At 48.9% G+C, this 16,497-nt stretch carries 6 protein-coding genes; all 6 read right to left on the reverse strand.

The window, feature by feature from the left end; translation table 11 throughout:
• The coding region (locus tag KAH81_03010) for an elongation factor 4 (GenBank protein MCK5832618.1) at nt 1–253 on the reverse strand (253 nt) is incomplete at its 3' end.
• 14 nt (nt 254–267) lie between these two features.
• Nucleotides 268–3,744: a chromosome segregation protein SMC gene (smc, locus tag KAH81_03015; protein ID MCK5832619.1), complete on the reverse strand. Its 3,477-nt coding sequence runs from the start codon at nt 3,742–3,744 to the stop codon at nt 268–270.
• Nucleotides 3,745–4,995: a histidinol-phosphatase gene (locus KAH81_03020; protein MCK5832620.1), complete on the reverse strand. Its 1,251-nt coding sequence runs from the start codon at nt 4,993–4,995 to the stop codon at nt 3,745–3,747. It abuts the gene before it with no gap.
• Nucleotides 4,970–5,755 carry a type III pantothenate kinase gene (locus KAH81_03025; protein MCK5832621.1) on the reverse strand — a complete coding sequence of 262 codons (786 nt, stop codon included), beginning with the start codon at nt 5,753–5,755 and terminating at the stop codon, nt 4,970–4,972. The genes KAH81_03020 and KAH81_03025 overlap by 26 nt, the downstream gene beginning before the upstream one ends.
• Nucleotides 5,756–5,896: 141 nt before the next feature.
• Nucleotides 5,897–15,217, reverse strand: coding sequence for a VWA domain-containing protein (locus KAH81_03030; protein MCK5832622.1), 9,321 nt, complete (start codon nt 15,215–15,217; stop codon nt 5,897–5,899).
• Nucleotides 15,218–15,315: 98 nt separating this feature from the next.
• Nucleotides 15,316–16,473 (reverse strand): hypothetical protein, encoded by a 1,158-nt coding sequence (locus KAH81_03035; GenBank protein ID MCK5832623.1) that lies wholly within the window; start codon nt 16,471–16,473, stop codon nt 15,316–15,318.
• Nucleotides 16,474–16,497: the final 24 nt, after the last annotated feature.

The following is a 16,497-nucleotide window of genomic DNA, read 5'->3' on the forward strand; positions in this document are numbered from 1 at the left end:
CATGCCCCGGCGTATCAATGAAATTTAAGTGAAAGACCTCCCCGCTGCGCGCCTTATAATCCAGCGATACGCTTTGTGCTTTAATCGTAATGCCTCGTTCTTTCTCAATATCCATTGAATCAAGCACTTGCGCCAACATTTCGCGATCAGACAAGCCGCCACACACTTGAATGAAACGGTCTGCAATCGTCGATTTACCATGATCGATATGCGCTATTATCGAAAAATTTCTTATCTGTTTATCAAGTTTCATATATTGCCTTTAAGTTATTTAATAACCGGCGATTGATTTTCGAAATCGAGTGCGAGGTCCGCGAGTTTTAACGATATCGCTTTCGATATTCCATGCTCTTGCATAGTTATACCATAAAGGAAATCTGTTGCCTCCATAGTCTTCTTATTATGCGTAATAAGTATGAATTGCGTATCCTGAGCAAAGCGACGTATAAGCCGTAGGAAGCGGTTAACATTCGCATCATCGAGAGGAGCATCTACCTCGTCGAGCATGCAAAATGGGCTTGGTTTAACCTTATATAATCCAAAAAGAAGCGACAGAGCGCACAGAGCCTTTTCTCCTTGAGAGAGTTTATTAATCGATAAGAACCTTTTCCCGCGAGGACGCGCTGCTATTTCAATATCGGCTTCCAAGACATCGACACCCTCTTCAAGTTTGAGATCAGCCTCGCCGCCTTCGAATAACTCTGTGAATATTTGACGAAAATTGAGTCTTGTTTTTTCGAAGGTCTCGAGGAATTCCTCCCGCGCGATATTATCAAGCCTGCGAATAGTCTTTTTTAGCTCCTGTCCGGCATCGAGAAGGTCTTTTCTTTGCGTGGTCATGAATTCGAATCGGTTTAGCTCTTCCTCATACTTAACCTCAGACTCAGGATCAACCCCGCCGAAATCAGCGATTCTTCCCTTTAAACGGTCGAGCTTGTTTCTCGCTTTCTGTTCTTCGACCTCAGACAGTTTCTCTTGGTGATCGATTTTTTCAATATCTATGGAGTAATCAGAAAGCAGGTTCTTTTTCAACCAACCGATTTGTATTTCTTGATCGTGTTTTTCCATGGTCTTTTCGTGAACAATCTTCTCCAAAGCTGTGAAGTTATTTGTTGTCTCCCGCAATTCGACATCGACCTTTCGAAGCATATCGTTGACCTCTCGTGCATCCTCCATGGTTTTGTTGAAGGAATTTTCCGCCTCTTCCTTTTCACCGAATAGCTTCCTAATCCGCTCTCGATGTTTCTCCTGAGAATTCCTATAATCACCGAGTTCAACCTCGAGTTGCTCTGCCCTCTGTTTCGCACGATTCACAGCCAAAGAAGCTTCTTTTCTCTGCAATTCCAACCTCTCCAATTCGCGCGATATACCCTCTATTACACCTTTCGCACGCACATATTCCATTTGGTAGTTTGTCGCAAGCCGAGTGCAATCTCGCACCTCGACCTCAGCCTTTTCCTGCTTCTCGAGCATTTTTTTAAGCTGAGCGTTTCCCTGTTCTGTTCTGGAATGAAGATCGGATAAGGAGCTTTCGTATCCCGTTATAGAAGCTATTGTCCTGTCTCTTTGGGCTATAAATTCCCCAATCCTCGAATCGGCATTCTTTATTGAACCTTCGAGTGTTCTAATATCGAATTCACGCTCCCGATGTTGTCTTTCGGCGCTATAGAACCTTTTTTCGCTTTCGCCAAGCAAATTTTTAGACTCATCGAGTTTTAATCTAGCTCTTTTCTCCTTTTGCATCGAGTCTTTAAGGTTTTCATTCGCCTGAAAATCGATTTTCTCTATTTCCGCGAGCGTCTTTCTCAGAGATTTTAGTTCTGTGAAGCGCGTAACCGGCGAAGTCTTGAGTTTTCCTATTTTCCTGATGCCCGGAGCGCGTAAGTAATCACCATCGACAGCTACAAAATTGTCCGATACTTCATCTGAGGAAAAGCCATCGAGTAATGAAAGAACAGCTTCAAAGCCCGTTTTCACAACGGCGGCATTAGATTGAGCTTTCGGGAGCTCTTCAAGCACTATTACTATCGCCGATGCTTTTGCCTTATTTATTATTTCAGCGACTAAAGCGGCCGATTTTTTGTCCTGCACCACCCATGCTCTCGAAAGATCGCCTAGCACCAGATCGATTGCCTGAGCGCTAAGCTCTGATGGTTCAAGCAGGTCTGCAACCTGCCCAAAAGCGCCTCCGATAGAAATTATTTTATCACGAATAGGCTTCGCAAGCTTACCCCTTTCGGCGTTTTCCTCGAGCGCTTTGAGTTTAGCGCGCAAGCCGCTAACCTCGCCACCGAGTTTACCAACCTCCTCGTAAAGCATGGATTTATTCGTTCTTATTTCGGCTAATTCTGATTGAGAGTTCTCGAAATGTGTTTTAGCTCCAACGTATTCTTCCTTAAGCTTTCCCTGTTGCTTTTCAGCTATCTCGAATTGCGCCTTTTTTTCTTCGAGAATTTTTATTTCTGAAGCAGATTTCTTTCTTGTCTGGTCAATTTGCCCATCGATTGTAAGAAGCTGCCTTTTTGCGGAATCGATGTTTGCCGAGGTTCTCGCAAAGGCTGATTCAGCCTTCCCAAGGCCACCTCGAAATTCGATTACTTCTTTTCGTAAAACAGAATAGCCCTTTTCAGAATCAGTCTGGCGCGCGATTAATTCGTCCGTTTTATTTTTGGTTTTTTCAAATTCGCTTTGCTTTTGTCCCAGAATTCCCGAGGTTTTATTTATTTGTTCAACAAGCTCTTTTTGATGCGTTTCTTGTGTTTTCGCAGTTAGATTCGAGGTTTCAATGCCACTTTCCGCATTGATAATCCTTTCCTGAAGAACCGCAAATTCTTTCTCGCCAGAGGCCATCTCAGATTCTATCTTCCTAAGCACCTCGCCGGTCTTTGAAACTTGCACTTCCTTTTCGTCTCGATCCACAGAGAGCACTTGACGGCGTGTCTCAAGTTCCGTCTTTTTCGCATGTATTACTGCTGTTTCTTCCTCTTTTAAGGACAATTTCTTTGCGATTTCCGAAAGCGAATTACTAATATGGTGATATTCATTATCGGCTATTTTTACAGCGAGACCAGCAGCGCGTTTTTTCAGCCTTTTCAAGTCTTGCGCACGGCGCATTTGCCGTTTTAGAAAATTCACATTATTCTCAACTTCGGTTATTATATCACCGAGTCGAGTTAGATCGTCCTCCGTGTTTTTGAGTTTACTCTCCGAGGCGCGGCGGTCAAGCTTATACTTCATTATTCCCGCTGCTTCTTCAAAAAGCGCCCTGCGATCATCCTTACGACCGGAAAGAATGCGCTGAATCATCGATTGCTCGATAAGGGCATAAACCGAATTTCCAATGCCCGTTCCCATTAAAATGGACTGGATATCCTTTAGGCGAACCTGCCTTCCGTTAACGAGATATTCCGAATCACCTGTGCGGAAATATCTGCGCCCAATAATCACCGTCTCCTCCATGGGATCATATGGAAGCAAACCCTTGCAATCTTTAAGCTTGATCTGGACTTCTGCCATACCCATAGGCTTCTGCTCACGTGTTCCCTCGAATATGACATCTTGCATCGAGGTAGAACGTAGTGATTTTACTTTTTGTTCGCCGATAACCCAGCGGATAGCATCGAGAATATTTGTTTTCCCACATCCATTCGGCCCGACAACAGCAGACAGTCCCTGACTGAACGAAAGCTCGGTCTTGCGTGCAAAACTCTTAAAGCCATGTATTGTAAGTTTCGCGAGAAACATCTATTTGCTGTCTTGGTTGGGCTGTTTCTTCCTGGGACGACGTCTTCTGTTTGTAGATTTTTGAGGCTTCTGTGAAACTTCACCATCTCGATTATTTTGACTTGTATTTCTAGGGTTCTGAGAAGAGGAATCCCTGTTTTGTTGGGAAGATTTCTCTTTTGAGTCGCTTTTCTTAAATCTACCGTGCGTATCGCTTGATGAGCGTCTTCTCGATGGGAAAATCTTGATGTGATTAGAATAAATCCAGCCTTTTTCGCCTTTTAATACCTCTACACGGTAAACACCGTCACCTTTTATTGGGAATTCGGCGGTCGAGCCTTCGGCGGTATCGACTACTTCGCCTCGGTAAACAAGGCGGATCGTCCCCGGCTCCGGCGCTTTTACCTTAAAGACTATACTTGGATGCCAACTCATAGACTCGCCCATATTAGCAGTGAATCTCTTCGATTCACACCAGAAACGAAATCCCCTAGCATTGCCCCAACGGTAATTAGAGAAAAATGCACTGGTTTGTTTCAGTGCGCTGATAAATTTCTTTTTAGCGGAATTAAAATCGTCTATAGGAAGCGGAGAATTGATTAAAACATGGGTTCTCAAAGATTGTAATTGCACTTTGTATGGGAAAAGTGTAAGCCTAATTGGACCTAATTTGTATGATGCTGCATGGGCATCGAGGGAACCTATGCCGAGTATCCTACGCTTCTCGGCGCTCTTGTCCCAGCGAGCAAGCGTCTGGGGTGAAGGCGTCCCGAGAATGCTTCTCGGATGCATGAGAGATCTAAATCGGGTGTTTTTATCGAGCCCTTCCAGCCACGCAGACATATGATTCCATACCTCAATGCCATCGAAGACATCGACACCCCACGCAGTCCAAGGATATGCGCGAACCTCGGGGATATCGCGAACCTCATCTGGGTGAGCAATTATGCCAAATCCACCCTCATCTCGGACGCGACGAACATATTCCGGCGCGGATAATCCTTTCGGTAAAACATTTTCGAGACCAAAAGCAAGGTAATGATTCTCGTCTTTTTTATCCTGAATTTCATAACCAACCATAGCAAGTAATCTTCCATGCCAGCCCTCGCAAGACTTATGTAGCATGGTCATATGATCGGTAAAGATAAGAAAATCCAGGTGGTATCTATCGGCTATACGGATAATCTCCTCATGGCTTTTACTGCCATCGGAATCCTTTGTGTGTATGTGTATAGCGCCAACATATTCAAATAGTTCGGGAAGTTTTGTCATTTATTATTTTTCCATTATTGTAGGTCCATATGGCGGCAAGACCGACAAGAACGATATCTGGATCGACCATGTGGGGAACGGCAAGCTCCGGCGCTATCCAAGCCGCTGAAGCACCGGTTAAAAGCATAAATGGATGTTCCCGGTGAAAGTCACAATATCTTTTATATAGATGTTCGATAGCTCCAACAACTGCGGATCGAATTCCCACAAGCATACACTCTTCTGTGCAGGCTCCGATATATGCTTCAGTGGGGTAATATTCAATTTTTTCTAGATTCGCCGTTCCGGAAGCAAGACATTCAAATGCGAGACCGTCACCGGGTAGAATCGCACCACCAACAAATATTCCACCCTCGCTAATAAGATCAGCAGTAACAGCTGTCCCCGCATCGACAATCATAATCGCTCTTTTTAAGGCTTTTCCATAGACATGATAAGCACCAACTGCAGCAGCAAGTCGGTCTGGGCCGAGGCTTAATTTTGGTTCATATTCTACAGTAATCTCGCTCGGAGTTTCACCCGACACTACCAGCAGAGGGTAATCCGAAAGCAGTTCTTTAACCGCTTTAACTGCATGCGGAACCGATGAACCCATCGTTATCCCATTCACTCGAGGATCGTTTGCAATCTTAACGATAACTTCAGCATTATTTTGCAATTCGGAAGTTGGGAAGTGCATTCTATGCACTATTTCATCCTCGACGGAGACTATAGCAAGCTTCGCCCTTCTATTACCTATGTCTATAGCTAATGTTGCCATATGCACCATAACCGGATAGCGCCGTTTCCGGTCTTATTATTTTAACAAACGTCGGCGCAACGCTTTAGCTTTATTATACTACTAAATTATAAATCACAAGTCAAGGTAAATGGGCGCTCGACATCGAACGCCCAAAGCTTTTTACCTAAGTAGAGTTATCGTTCCATTACACACAACCCGTCCATTCGATTCCACAACATAAAGATACAACCCTTGAGGCATCAGAAGCCCATTTTTGTCCCTGCCATCCCAAGCACGCCCGATTACATCCTCATAGTTGGTCTGAACCGAAAGCTCATAGCTTCTCACAAGCACATTCCGTATTGTGAAAATGTAAATCGTCGCGCCCTCGGTAGTCATATTCGGCCAATCGAAGATGGCTATCTCATTTATGTTGTCACCTGTTGGGCTGAATGGATTAGGCACAACCAAACATGGCGTCCACGGTTCAACATAGAAGATGTAATCCGCAAGATGAATATTTGGCCCGCAAAGGTCCGGTGCATCGCCGACAGACAGGCTAACATTGACTGTATCGCCCGCAATAAACTCGACTCCGTTCTCATCGGGCATCCAACGGATCTTCCCTCCGAGGCCGTCGGGCAACCAATCAAAGTCACTGTAGGTATATTCCTCGCCATCGATTACAAGGATAACCGTGTTGGGATCGACACCAGCAAGTGCATCATCGACATCAATGATAACCTGCTGCCTTAAGTTGCGCGTGTAACTCGATGCCGGCTCGTCCATCGAGCTGATCGGTTCGACTCTATCGATGTAGAATATCCACGAAAGCGGCGCATTGATGCACGGATTCCCGAAAATATCGTCCGCAACAAGCACCGAAGCATAAACTGTATCGTGGTCGTTCCATTCGGGATCGGGTTTATAAGTCAAATACGGATCGAGCCAGTCGATTTGATAATCCGATGTCCGATATGAAGTTCCATCGACGGAAAGCACAATAGTCGATTCGACTATCGGATATGCCGATACCAATTCGACTATTATCGATTCTGGATCGCATGCCGATATCGAGTCCTCGGGAACTCGAATTATTGTCGCAACCGGGCCGCCAGTATCCACAACGGGATAATCGCAGCAGTAAATCGTATCGTTCGGCTCGCAATAATCGACCGGGCCATCGGTCGTAACTACACAGAGCGTAACTGTATCGCCCGGAATAAGCGTTATCCCGCAGTCCGAAGGACTCCACTCGAACGAGAACGAACGCTGGCGCGTGGTCGCTGGACCAGAGATCGGACAAACCACACCATCGAGGGTAATAGCCGTGGAATCGGGCATTAACCCGGCGACATCGTCGGTAAGTGTTATGCTCCAGTTGTCGGTCATGCTGGGGATAATCGGCCTTCCGCACGGCGGATCGAGTTCCGTCAACAGCGGAGGTTGAATATCCACAAAGAACTCCCAACATATCGGCGACGGAAGAACCGCGCCGCAACTATCATTCGCTTCCGTCAGGCATACATGAACCGTATCGCCGTGGTTCCACAGCACCGAAGGCGTGAACACGAGTGAATCCGGCGACCACACAAGCTCGCCGTCGGCGACGGTGTAATCGACGCCGTCAACCTGAAGAACGATAGAGGACGGCACTATCGGACAATAAATATCCGTGAACGTAGATAGAAGTGGACACGACGAATTAACCTCGACTGTGCCGTTCCAGTTTGCACATTCAAAACCCACGCCAAGCGAAGAAATCAAGTAATTCATGCCGCTTACATCCTCGCAAGCGGATAGCCAACCGCATATTGCAAACAGGTTCCCGCCTCCATTCACGAAATCAGCAACAACAGCAGCATCAGAGGATGTGAAAACCCTCGCGCCGTCTATCCGGATGTTGCCTGTCATCAGAACATCTATATCATCGAGAAGATCTTCTGACAAAGGTGTTGTCGATGGCACCGCCGAGACTGTCCAGCCGTGAGCGGTAAGAGTATCCAACGCTCGACCATAATTAAGAGAACCGCTTGTGCTCGGCTGTCCTTCCGGCTGAGTCGGATCATAGTAATAAAGCGCCCTCCTCGTGGGCGTAGCGCCTATCAACCACTCCATGGAAGCCAGGAATAATTCTTTGTTCCTTCCCCAATCGAAATCGTGGCCATAATTATTCAATAACCAATACTCATCGAAATAGCCTATTATCTTACCGGTGTGGGATGTGTTACATCCGAACGCGCAACCACCGGGGCCATCAGCCCAAGCCTCACCACCAGCACCGTAATCGAACCAGTGCGCGCCAAAAGCCCATAGTTCAACTGTTTCCGGAGTAGAAACCGTATCTCCGTAAATGGTCATTACTATCTGTTGGTCGTCGCAGGCGGTTATGGTATTCGGCATCGGCTCGATTATCTCTGCGGTCACTATTCCTGTGTCCGTCGGGACTGTGTAATTGCAGCAGATGATTGTATCGTGTGGTTCGCAATACGCGATTCCGCTGTCGCCGGTGTGGACGCAGAAGCTGAAAACCTGCCCCGGCGAAAGCGCGAGCCCACCATCGAGCACCGGATTCCATGTAAATTCGGCGTTCGAGCCGGAGATAATCAACGCACCGCCGAGATCGTAATCGACGCCGTCGATGGAGACCTCGACCGACTCGATGAGCGCCGGGCCGTCCTCGAGGACGATATGGAAATCAGCGCCGGAGACGGCATCGATGCTCGAACCGCATGGCGGCGTCCACGTCGTCGGGATCGGCGGCTGAAGGTCGATTTCGAAAGTCCAGCAAAGCGGAAGAAGATCGGAGCTTCCGCCGCAGGTGTCCATAACATCGGTGAGACAGACATCGACCGTCGTGCTGTGAGCCCAATCGACCGGCGGGGTCCATGTCAGGATCGGATCGGCCCAATCGAGTTCGAGATCGGTAATATCATAATCGATGCCCTCGACATTAAGCACGATAGTCGTCGGGTCGACCGGGCAAAGTAAATCCACAACGGAAATTGAGAGAATTATCTCCTGATCCTCGCACGCCGAAATCGTATTCGGCAGCGGCTCGATTATCTCCGACGTAAGGCCGCAAGACGCGGTGAAAATAGTGAACGTATCGGCCATCGCGTTCGGATCGCACCAATCGGGCGAATCGGAAGCCGTTATATAGATGTTCACGGTATCCCCGCAATCGATTCCGAGGGCGGATATATCGATGGAAACCGTCGAATCGCCGTCCCAGGTAACAGCGGGATCGGTCAGAGAGAACGCCGTCCCGTCTATTATGAAGACCACGGAGGATTCGTCGAGACCGGAAAGCGAATCGAAGATGAACATATCGAGCGAAGTCCATCCCGCCGCGACAACCGTCGCGCCCGGAGCCGGATCGATTCCCCAAGCCACCGGCGGATCGAGATCGACGTAGAACTCCCCGCAAACCGAATCGGGCAGCCATACCGAGTCGATGTTCATGACCGCCGTAAGACAGGCTTGCACCGTCGTGCCGCTAGGCCACATCGGCGAAGGATCGAAGCGAAGCCTCGAAGCGCCATCCCATGTGAGTTCACCGTCGGCGGTCGTGAACGTTGCACCATTGACGCGCACCTCGATAGAGCTCTCGACGATTCCCGCCGAATCGACGATTAGCCAAACGATGGAATCGGGATCGCATGCCGTCCAGTCACCGTTCGGGACGTGTAGATATATCGCGCTCGGCACGCCGCAGGGACTGGTATAGAAAGCCGGGTTCGCCGATAATGCGGTATCGAAAACCGAAGTGAAGGTAGTATCCCCGGCACAGGCTATATAGACCTCCTCGCAGGAGGTGTATCCTCTGACGCCCCAGCCGTGCGTCTCGCCGCAGGGGAACGGCACGGACACGTGCGTGCTGTCTATCCGGCTGAACAGAGTTGCACCGTCGATATAGAAATCGTAGATCGCATCTATGCCGCCGGGTATGGGTTCCCACTCGAAATAAACGTCGCCCGGCGGGACTGGAACGCCGGTTGGCGAAATCAGGTTTATCGCCGTAATCGGCTCGTAATCGATAACGAACTCGACCGTGTCGTATTCGACGCATCCGATAGAGTCGATGACCTCGATAATAAACGTAACGCTCGTATCGGCGAATGTGTAATCGGGATTTGGAAGCGAGCTGAATTCCGTGCCATCGGTGAACTGCCAGCTATATGAATACGGCTCGATGCCGCCTGAAGCTACCGGATCGCAACCGAGCGTGATAGTCGCGCCGGGGCAGATATGGCCGTCCGGGCCGGCACCTATCGCCAATTCACTCAAGATCAAGAACACCGAATCCTCGGCAAAACACCACATCGAATCGTCCGTGACGACCACCCTCGCCCAACCGGTAGAATTAACCCAGCCGGTCGGGTTGCATTCGAGCGGATCGGCGAACATCGCCTCCGGCCACCAATGGCAACTATACGCGCCGCTTCCGCCGGTGACTATCGCCTCGAAATGAAGCGAGTCCGCCAAGCAAAGACCGGTATCCGGATAGGCAGTAACCGTTAGGTCGCAAGAGCTTACGATAAATATCCACGAACTATCGCCGACATTTGGGCCGCACCAATCGGGGCAGTCGGTCATGCGGGTAACATCGACATCGATTGTATCGCCCGAAGGGAGCGGCGGGATCATCACAATCTCGAAGCAAACAGCCGTATCGACACAACCGAAAGGCCCAAAGGCGTAGTCAATCCCGTCTAAAGTAACATAAACCGAGTCGAGACCGGAAAGATCGTCGCGGACGCAAATCGTTATCATGTCGGTAGTTGGAGGAATCTCGGAGCCGGGAACCGGCGAGATACTCACTATCTCCGGCGCGCTGCGGTCGATGTAGAATTCCCAGCAAACCGGCGCGATAAGCGGAACATCGTCTATGTTGATCGCGCTGTCGACGCAGACGGATACCGTTTCGCCGTCGGCCCACATCGTCGCGGGTCGGAAAACCAGCGTCGAATCGCCGTCCCATTCGACTTCGAGGTCGGTGGTGTGATATCGTATTCCGTTCACCGTCATGGAGATAGTGCTCTCGATGATTCCGGCAGAATCGATAATAAACGCGACTATCGAATCCGGGTCGCAGGCCGTCCAGTCGCCATCGGGGACGTGAACAGCCACAGGATATGGCTCGGTGCATTCGCTCGTATAGAAAATCGGGTCGCCCGACATCATCGTATCGATATAAACCGTAGTCGTTGTTTCGCCACAGGCGGTGTAAATTTCCATACACTCGTTATACGCGAGAATCTCCCAATAATGCGATTCACCGCAAGGGAAATCGACCGTCACATGCGCCGAATCGATGCGCGAAAAAATGGTCGTGCCGTCGAGGATGAAATCGTATAAATAGCTTCCGGGAGGCGTCACAGACCACTCGAAATACGCGCCGCCCACAGCCAAAGTCTCGCCGGGCGAGGGGGTAATCAGATCGAGCGTGGTCATCTCGGTGAAATCGATATCGAAAGTGACGGTATCCCATGCCTCGCAGCCGAGCGAATCGATAACGTGCAACACAAAGCTCTCGCCGGTCGCACCAAAGACGTGCGTCGGGTGTTCTTCGGTATATAATGGCGTTCCGCCGAGGTCGAGCCATTCATAGGTGTATGGCGCAAAGCCACCGGTCGCAACGGGAACGCAACCCAAAGGCACCGAATTAAATGGGCAGATCACGCCGTCGGGGCCGGCATCGGCGATAGGATCGGAGACGATAATGCTCGCAGTATCGCTCATTGAACAAGCCAGCGATTCGTCATAAACCGTTATAACATAATTAATTGTAGAATTGACGATCGCCGTCGGGTTCGGAATCGTCGCGTCGTCGAGGCCTGTGGCTGGATTCCACGAATAGGTTAAAAATCCGCTTCCGCCAACGACATCGACCGAAAGGCCGATAGTCCCGCCACCACAAAGGATCGTGTCGGGATAGGCTGTAACTTCGAGATCGCACGGCAACACCATAAACCACCAGCAGAAACTCGTGTCGTTCGGCGCACAATAATCGTAAGTCGGGGCGTCGTAAAGGCTGTCGAGACAGATAACCACGCTATCGCCGGCATCGAGACCGAGGCCGTCGAACGAAAGATATCCGCCATCCCATGAATACGTCCAACCCATTGCAGGGATTCCGTTTATCTCGATAGAGATACTATCGAACGACGCGGGATCGACCCCCGCCGGGGCATCCGAGATGAACACGCCGACGGAATCCGGCGAAGCAAACAGCACGCTTCCGTCCGGCGGAACCGGCGGATCGGGCATCGGCGGCTCGATATCGACAATGAAGCTGCATTCGGCGATACTACCTGTGCAACCTATCAGATTCGCAACATTTGTTAGCTCGAAAATAACGGTGCTGCCATGCGTCCAGGGCATCGATGGTATGAAACTAACGGTAGTCGAGTCAATGCCAAAATCGATAATGTCGATTTGTGGAGAGAGGGATGTATATGTCGAACCGTCGACCAATACTTCGATAGAAGAATGATCGATGGGCGAAGTTGAATCGGTAACCGTCCAAACAATCTCCTGGAATTCGCACGAGGTAATCCCATCACATGGACTCGGAATTTGAACCCAGCCGTAAGGTGAGGCAGCAACATCGATATAAACTGAGTCGTAATCTATACAGCCTAAGGAATCGACCACCATCACAACATATATGGTCGAAGAGTTGGGGCTAATCGAGGGATTCGCTTCGAATGAGCTAAATCCCGGCGGTTCCGAACTCCAGTCGTAAGTATATGGCGCAATGCTTCCGCTTCCTGTGGGCGAACCACCGATATAAATAGGCGCGCCGGAACACACAGCGGTATCAACTCCGGCATCGGCCACCGGCTGCACCGGATAGACGACAACGGTATCGATAGCGGAACAATAGGGATCGCCGCCATAGATATGAACTACATAAGTCGTAGTATCGACCGGCGACACGACAGGATTCGCGTCGGTGCTGAATGTCGTTCCGCCCGGATATTCATACCAGCTATAGGTATAAGGGCCGACGCCACCGGATGCGGTCGGGCTGCCGCCCAGCGTGACCGGGCTCCCGACGCAGATTCGCACGTCTGCACCGGCATCCGGAATAATCGGGCTGATTGTTATAACGACAATATCCGTCGCCTCGCATCCCAATGTGTCCGTTACGGTTACGGTAAGTGTTATTATCGTGTCTCCCCATGAAAAATCCGAGGAGAACCACGGGTTGGCCGCCGATGGATCCGAGAGGCCTCCGGCCGGAGTCCATAAATATGTGAGCGGACCGAAACCACCGGAGCCGGTTGGACTCCCGCCAAGTGGAAGCGAGGCCCCGGGGCAAATCGTGGTATCGCCACCGGCATCCGCCGAAGGATCGGAAACATAGACTGTCATAGTATCGCTGTCCGTCGCACTCGCGTCGTCAGTAACGGTTAAAATATATGTCGTTGTCGATGTCGGCGATGCCGTGGGATTGCCCGCCGTCGTGCTCGAAAGGTCGGTGCCCGGCGACCACGAATATATATATGGCGGGACTCCGCCGCCGGCCGGGGGGGTTCCGCCAATGGTCGCGCTGGTTGTTATACATATATATTTATCCGGGCCGGCATCCGCGATAAGCGGAAGCTCCCCCGCGAGATAATATGTGCAGCACCACTCGGTGTCGTTCTCGCAGGGCATACAGCCATCGGCCTCGACAAGGTCGTTTGCTTCGATACATATTTCTATCTCGCCGGTGAGGAACGCTAAACCCAGAATACCCGCACTATCCGCGCGAATCGTGCATGCAACTGCCCATCCGCCGAACCAGGACGGAGGATCGAGCAGATATGTCGTCGCGTCGAGATCGACCGTCCGGCTGAAATGCCCGGGGACAGGCGCATCAGGAATAAACGGAATATCATTAACTGTAATTCTCACCGAAGTCAAACTAGTCCAAAGCCCAACAAAATCGAGACCCGCAAGCTCGGATGCGTCGAGGTCACGGAGCATCAAATCGAGCGGGGTCATTCCAACGCCGTCGTCGTATAACAACGCAGATACAACGATATGATCGGTTGAGTCTAGAGTGCTGCCACAAGGCGGCGAGAAACTGACCGAACCATCGTGAGGCTCGCGCCACGCCGCATGGAGAGGCCAGAGAGTGGCGTCGTGGTGCTCCCAATATATAGGATGGGGAGGTTGAATATCAACTTTAAAATCCGTCTCGGGGAAAAAGAGCTGCTCGCAGCCCGTGGCATCCTCACCTGAAACACAAGCCATTTCTACCTCTTGAAGATGGCTCCAACCCGGAGCAGAAGGTGTAAAACGAAGCGTTCCACCGCGAATCCCGGAAGTCCAAGTGAGATTAGGAGATGAGGGATAACAATACGTTGTTCCCTCCACCTGGATACAAATAGTATTCGGATCCACACCCAAATATCCCTCATATTCGATTTCGATATACTGATCAACACAAGCTGTCCATAAGCCCGAATAGGGGGGGCAAATTATTCTTGCCTCAGGGCCGGGACAACCACAGTCCTCAACAAACAAACATCCGACAATAGAATCAACATAACTTCCGGATGTAACCCGAATAACAAAACAATCACCCCAACCGGAGCAACCAGGTATTTCTGTAATATCCCAGAGAAAAGTATGACTTCCGCTGGCGGGAATAGGACCATAGCTCTGTGGATTCGGCGAGTCGCCAACAGTGATACAAAAATCAGGAACGAGTTCGGCTGTCACGGGATTCAATACACTACCAGACGTATTTGTGATTGTAATGTCTATCTCCACTACATCGGCGATATCGTCCACAATCTGGTCGAAAACATCAGAGAGAGAAGAAGAACTGTAGTCGAACCACCTGCCGTAACTTGTGTCACAATAATCGCGAAAATCGTCCACGTCTCCGCAATCGGCGGTTAGCATATAAACCGTTCCGCCCCACGAAATAATCTGAGAAATAGTCGCAGATGCTGAAACGGTGCTCGCATCGTCGCATTCGTCAGTAATCAAAACAATTACGTGTTCGCAACCCGGTCTCCAATCAAAATGATCAATGGATTGGTAAATCGCGTCCGAATGATGCTCATACCCTCCGTCCCCGCTACGCGCCTCGTCGAGAATCGAAGAAAAAGTCGCAATATCCTCCAAGGTGGAGCCGTGAGGGAAACTAACCGTTTCCGAATATGTTACCAATCCAAATCGAGGGTCGAAACCTACCGCCGCAATATCGTATGCGAACCTGTCGATGTCATCCTGAAGGGAGTTGATGGTCCCGGCCATGCTGCCGGATGTATCGACGCAGAATACTATATCAACACAACCTACATCGTGGATACATTCAACAACCTCAGAATACCACCAATCCTCGGATGACGCTGTAGGCCTCATTAAATGAGTCTCGCGCCCCCCTTTGCCTCGAATGGTCGCTCCATCGATAACAAAAGGTTGAGCAAAAATTAATGTCGATAGCATTAAAATAACAAAAATATAACATGAATTTTTTAGCACATTATTCATAGGTTCCCCAATGTTTCAGTTTGGGCAATAATCAATCTATTATAAATAAATACAAGTTTTACACTCAGTCAAGCCTTAATATTTTTTTAGAACAATTTTCAGCTAGTTGAAAATGGAGTATATGTTCTTAGATTGAACCTTTTCTCGATTATTTCCGCCTCAACCCTGTTCGGAACGACTACAATAATTTTATCCTTTGGAATATCTGACAAAGAAAAATCTCCAATAAACCGCCATTCCTTTTCTTTACTCCAATCTACCTTGCTCCCGATGGGTTGAAAGTATTGTCTATTTTCTGGAGATAGCAAATCATATGCTTTTTCTTGACCATAAATAATTTTTCGAATTCCTTTTTCCCGAGCAACATCCATATCGATCGCTATTCCGTAAAACTCGAAAGAAAACCGCGATCGAGAGGGATTCCAATTCATCAAAGAAAGTGATTCCTTGGGATTAAGCGCCGTAAAAGATACATTTGGCATATGATTCCGAAAATTTCTTCTTGTTCCATAAATAACCTCGTCTGAGAGTATTCTAAGAAGAGAATTCAATGCGGACCTTGGGTATTCCTCATTCGAACAAGCTATAGCTCTGTAGTAATCGGCCTTGGATTCTCCCGGCCATGGTTCGGTGAAGGAGTGTGTCCAGTGCGTCAATTTTGGCCAAATATCCGGTAGTATAAAATCTAAATTTCTCTTTTGCAGCATTTTATGGATATTTCTTCTCTTCGATTTGATATATGGAATTGAAGAAGCCGAATTTATCTTACACCAGCCTCGAGCGCTTTTTTTAATCTCGCAGTCTAGGTTGCCTCCTCTTCGTATCGATATAGGGGAAATTTCGTCTGCTAGTTTAATTACCCGACGATCCCTCTCCACCCAGGTCATTTTAGGGTGTGTTATTGGGCAATTGGTTTTGTAAAAAGCGAAAGCTACACGCCTCTCGTCGAGTGAATATTCTGAAACAATATCGTAAACTATTTCCTGCTCTAAATCATCGGCATACAAAGGAAGAATCAGAATCTGCTTGCCTCCATAGTGACCGATAGCCCATGTTAAAAGATTCCATGTGTGCATTCCTATCGAGGAGAGAATAGTTCTATTTTCCCTGATATTGAAACGAACTGCTTCGAGGGTTTTAGAAACCCATAGGTCATTCCCCACGGGCATTTTTGTTTGTCGTGAATTTAGAATCGATACAAATGGCCGATTAAATGCCGGCCCATAATAGCTGAGAATCGAGTTATCTGTCTCCATATAATTCAATTTAACAACTGTTAA

The sequence above is a fragment of the bacterium genome (assembly GCA_023145965.1).
Taxonomy (GTDB): Bacteria; UBP14; UBA6098; order UBA6098; family UBA6098; genus UBA6098.

Bases quoted from the DNA above. Each gene is read 5' to 3' on its own strand.
- smc (MCK5832619.1), bottom strand. From the start codon at position 3,744: ATGTTTCTCGCGAAACTTACAATACATGGCTTTAAGAGTTTTGCACGC.
- KAH81_03020 (MCK5832620.1), bottom strand. From the start codon at position 4,995: ATGACAAAACTTCCCGAACTATTTGAATATGTTGGCGCTATACACATA.
- KAH81_03025 (MCK5832621.1), bottom strand. From the start codon at position 5,755: ATGGCAACATTAGCTATAGACATAGGTAATAGAAGGGCGAAGCTTGCT.
- KAH81_03030 (MCK5832622.1), bottom strand. From the start codon at position 15,217: ATGAATAATGTGCTAAAAAATTCATGTTATATTTTTGTTATTTTAATG.
- KAH81_03035 (MCK5832623.1), bottom strand. From the start codon at position 16,473: ATGGAGACAGATAACTCGATTCTCAGCTATTATGGGCCGGCATTTAAT.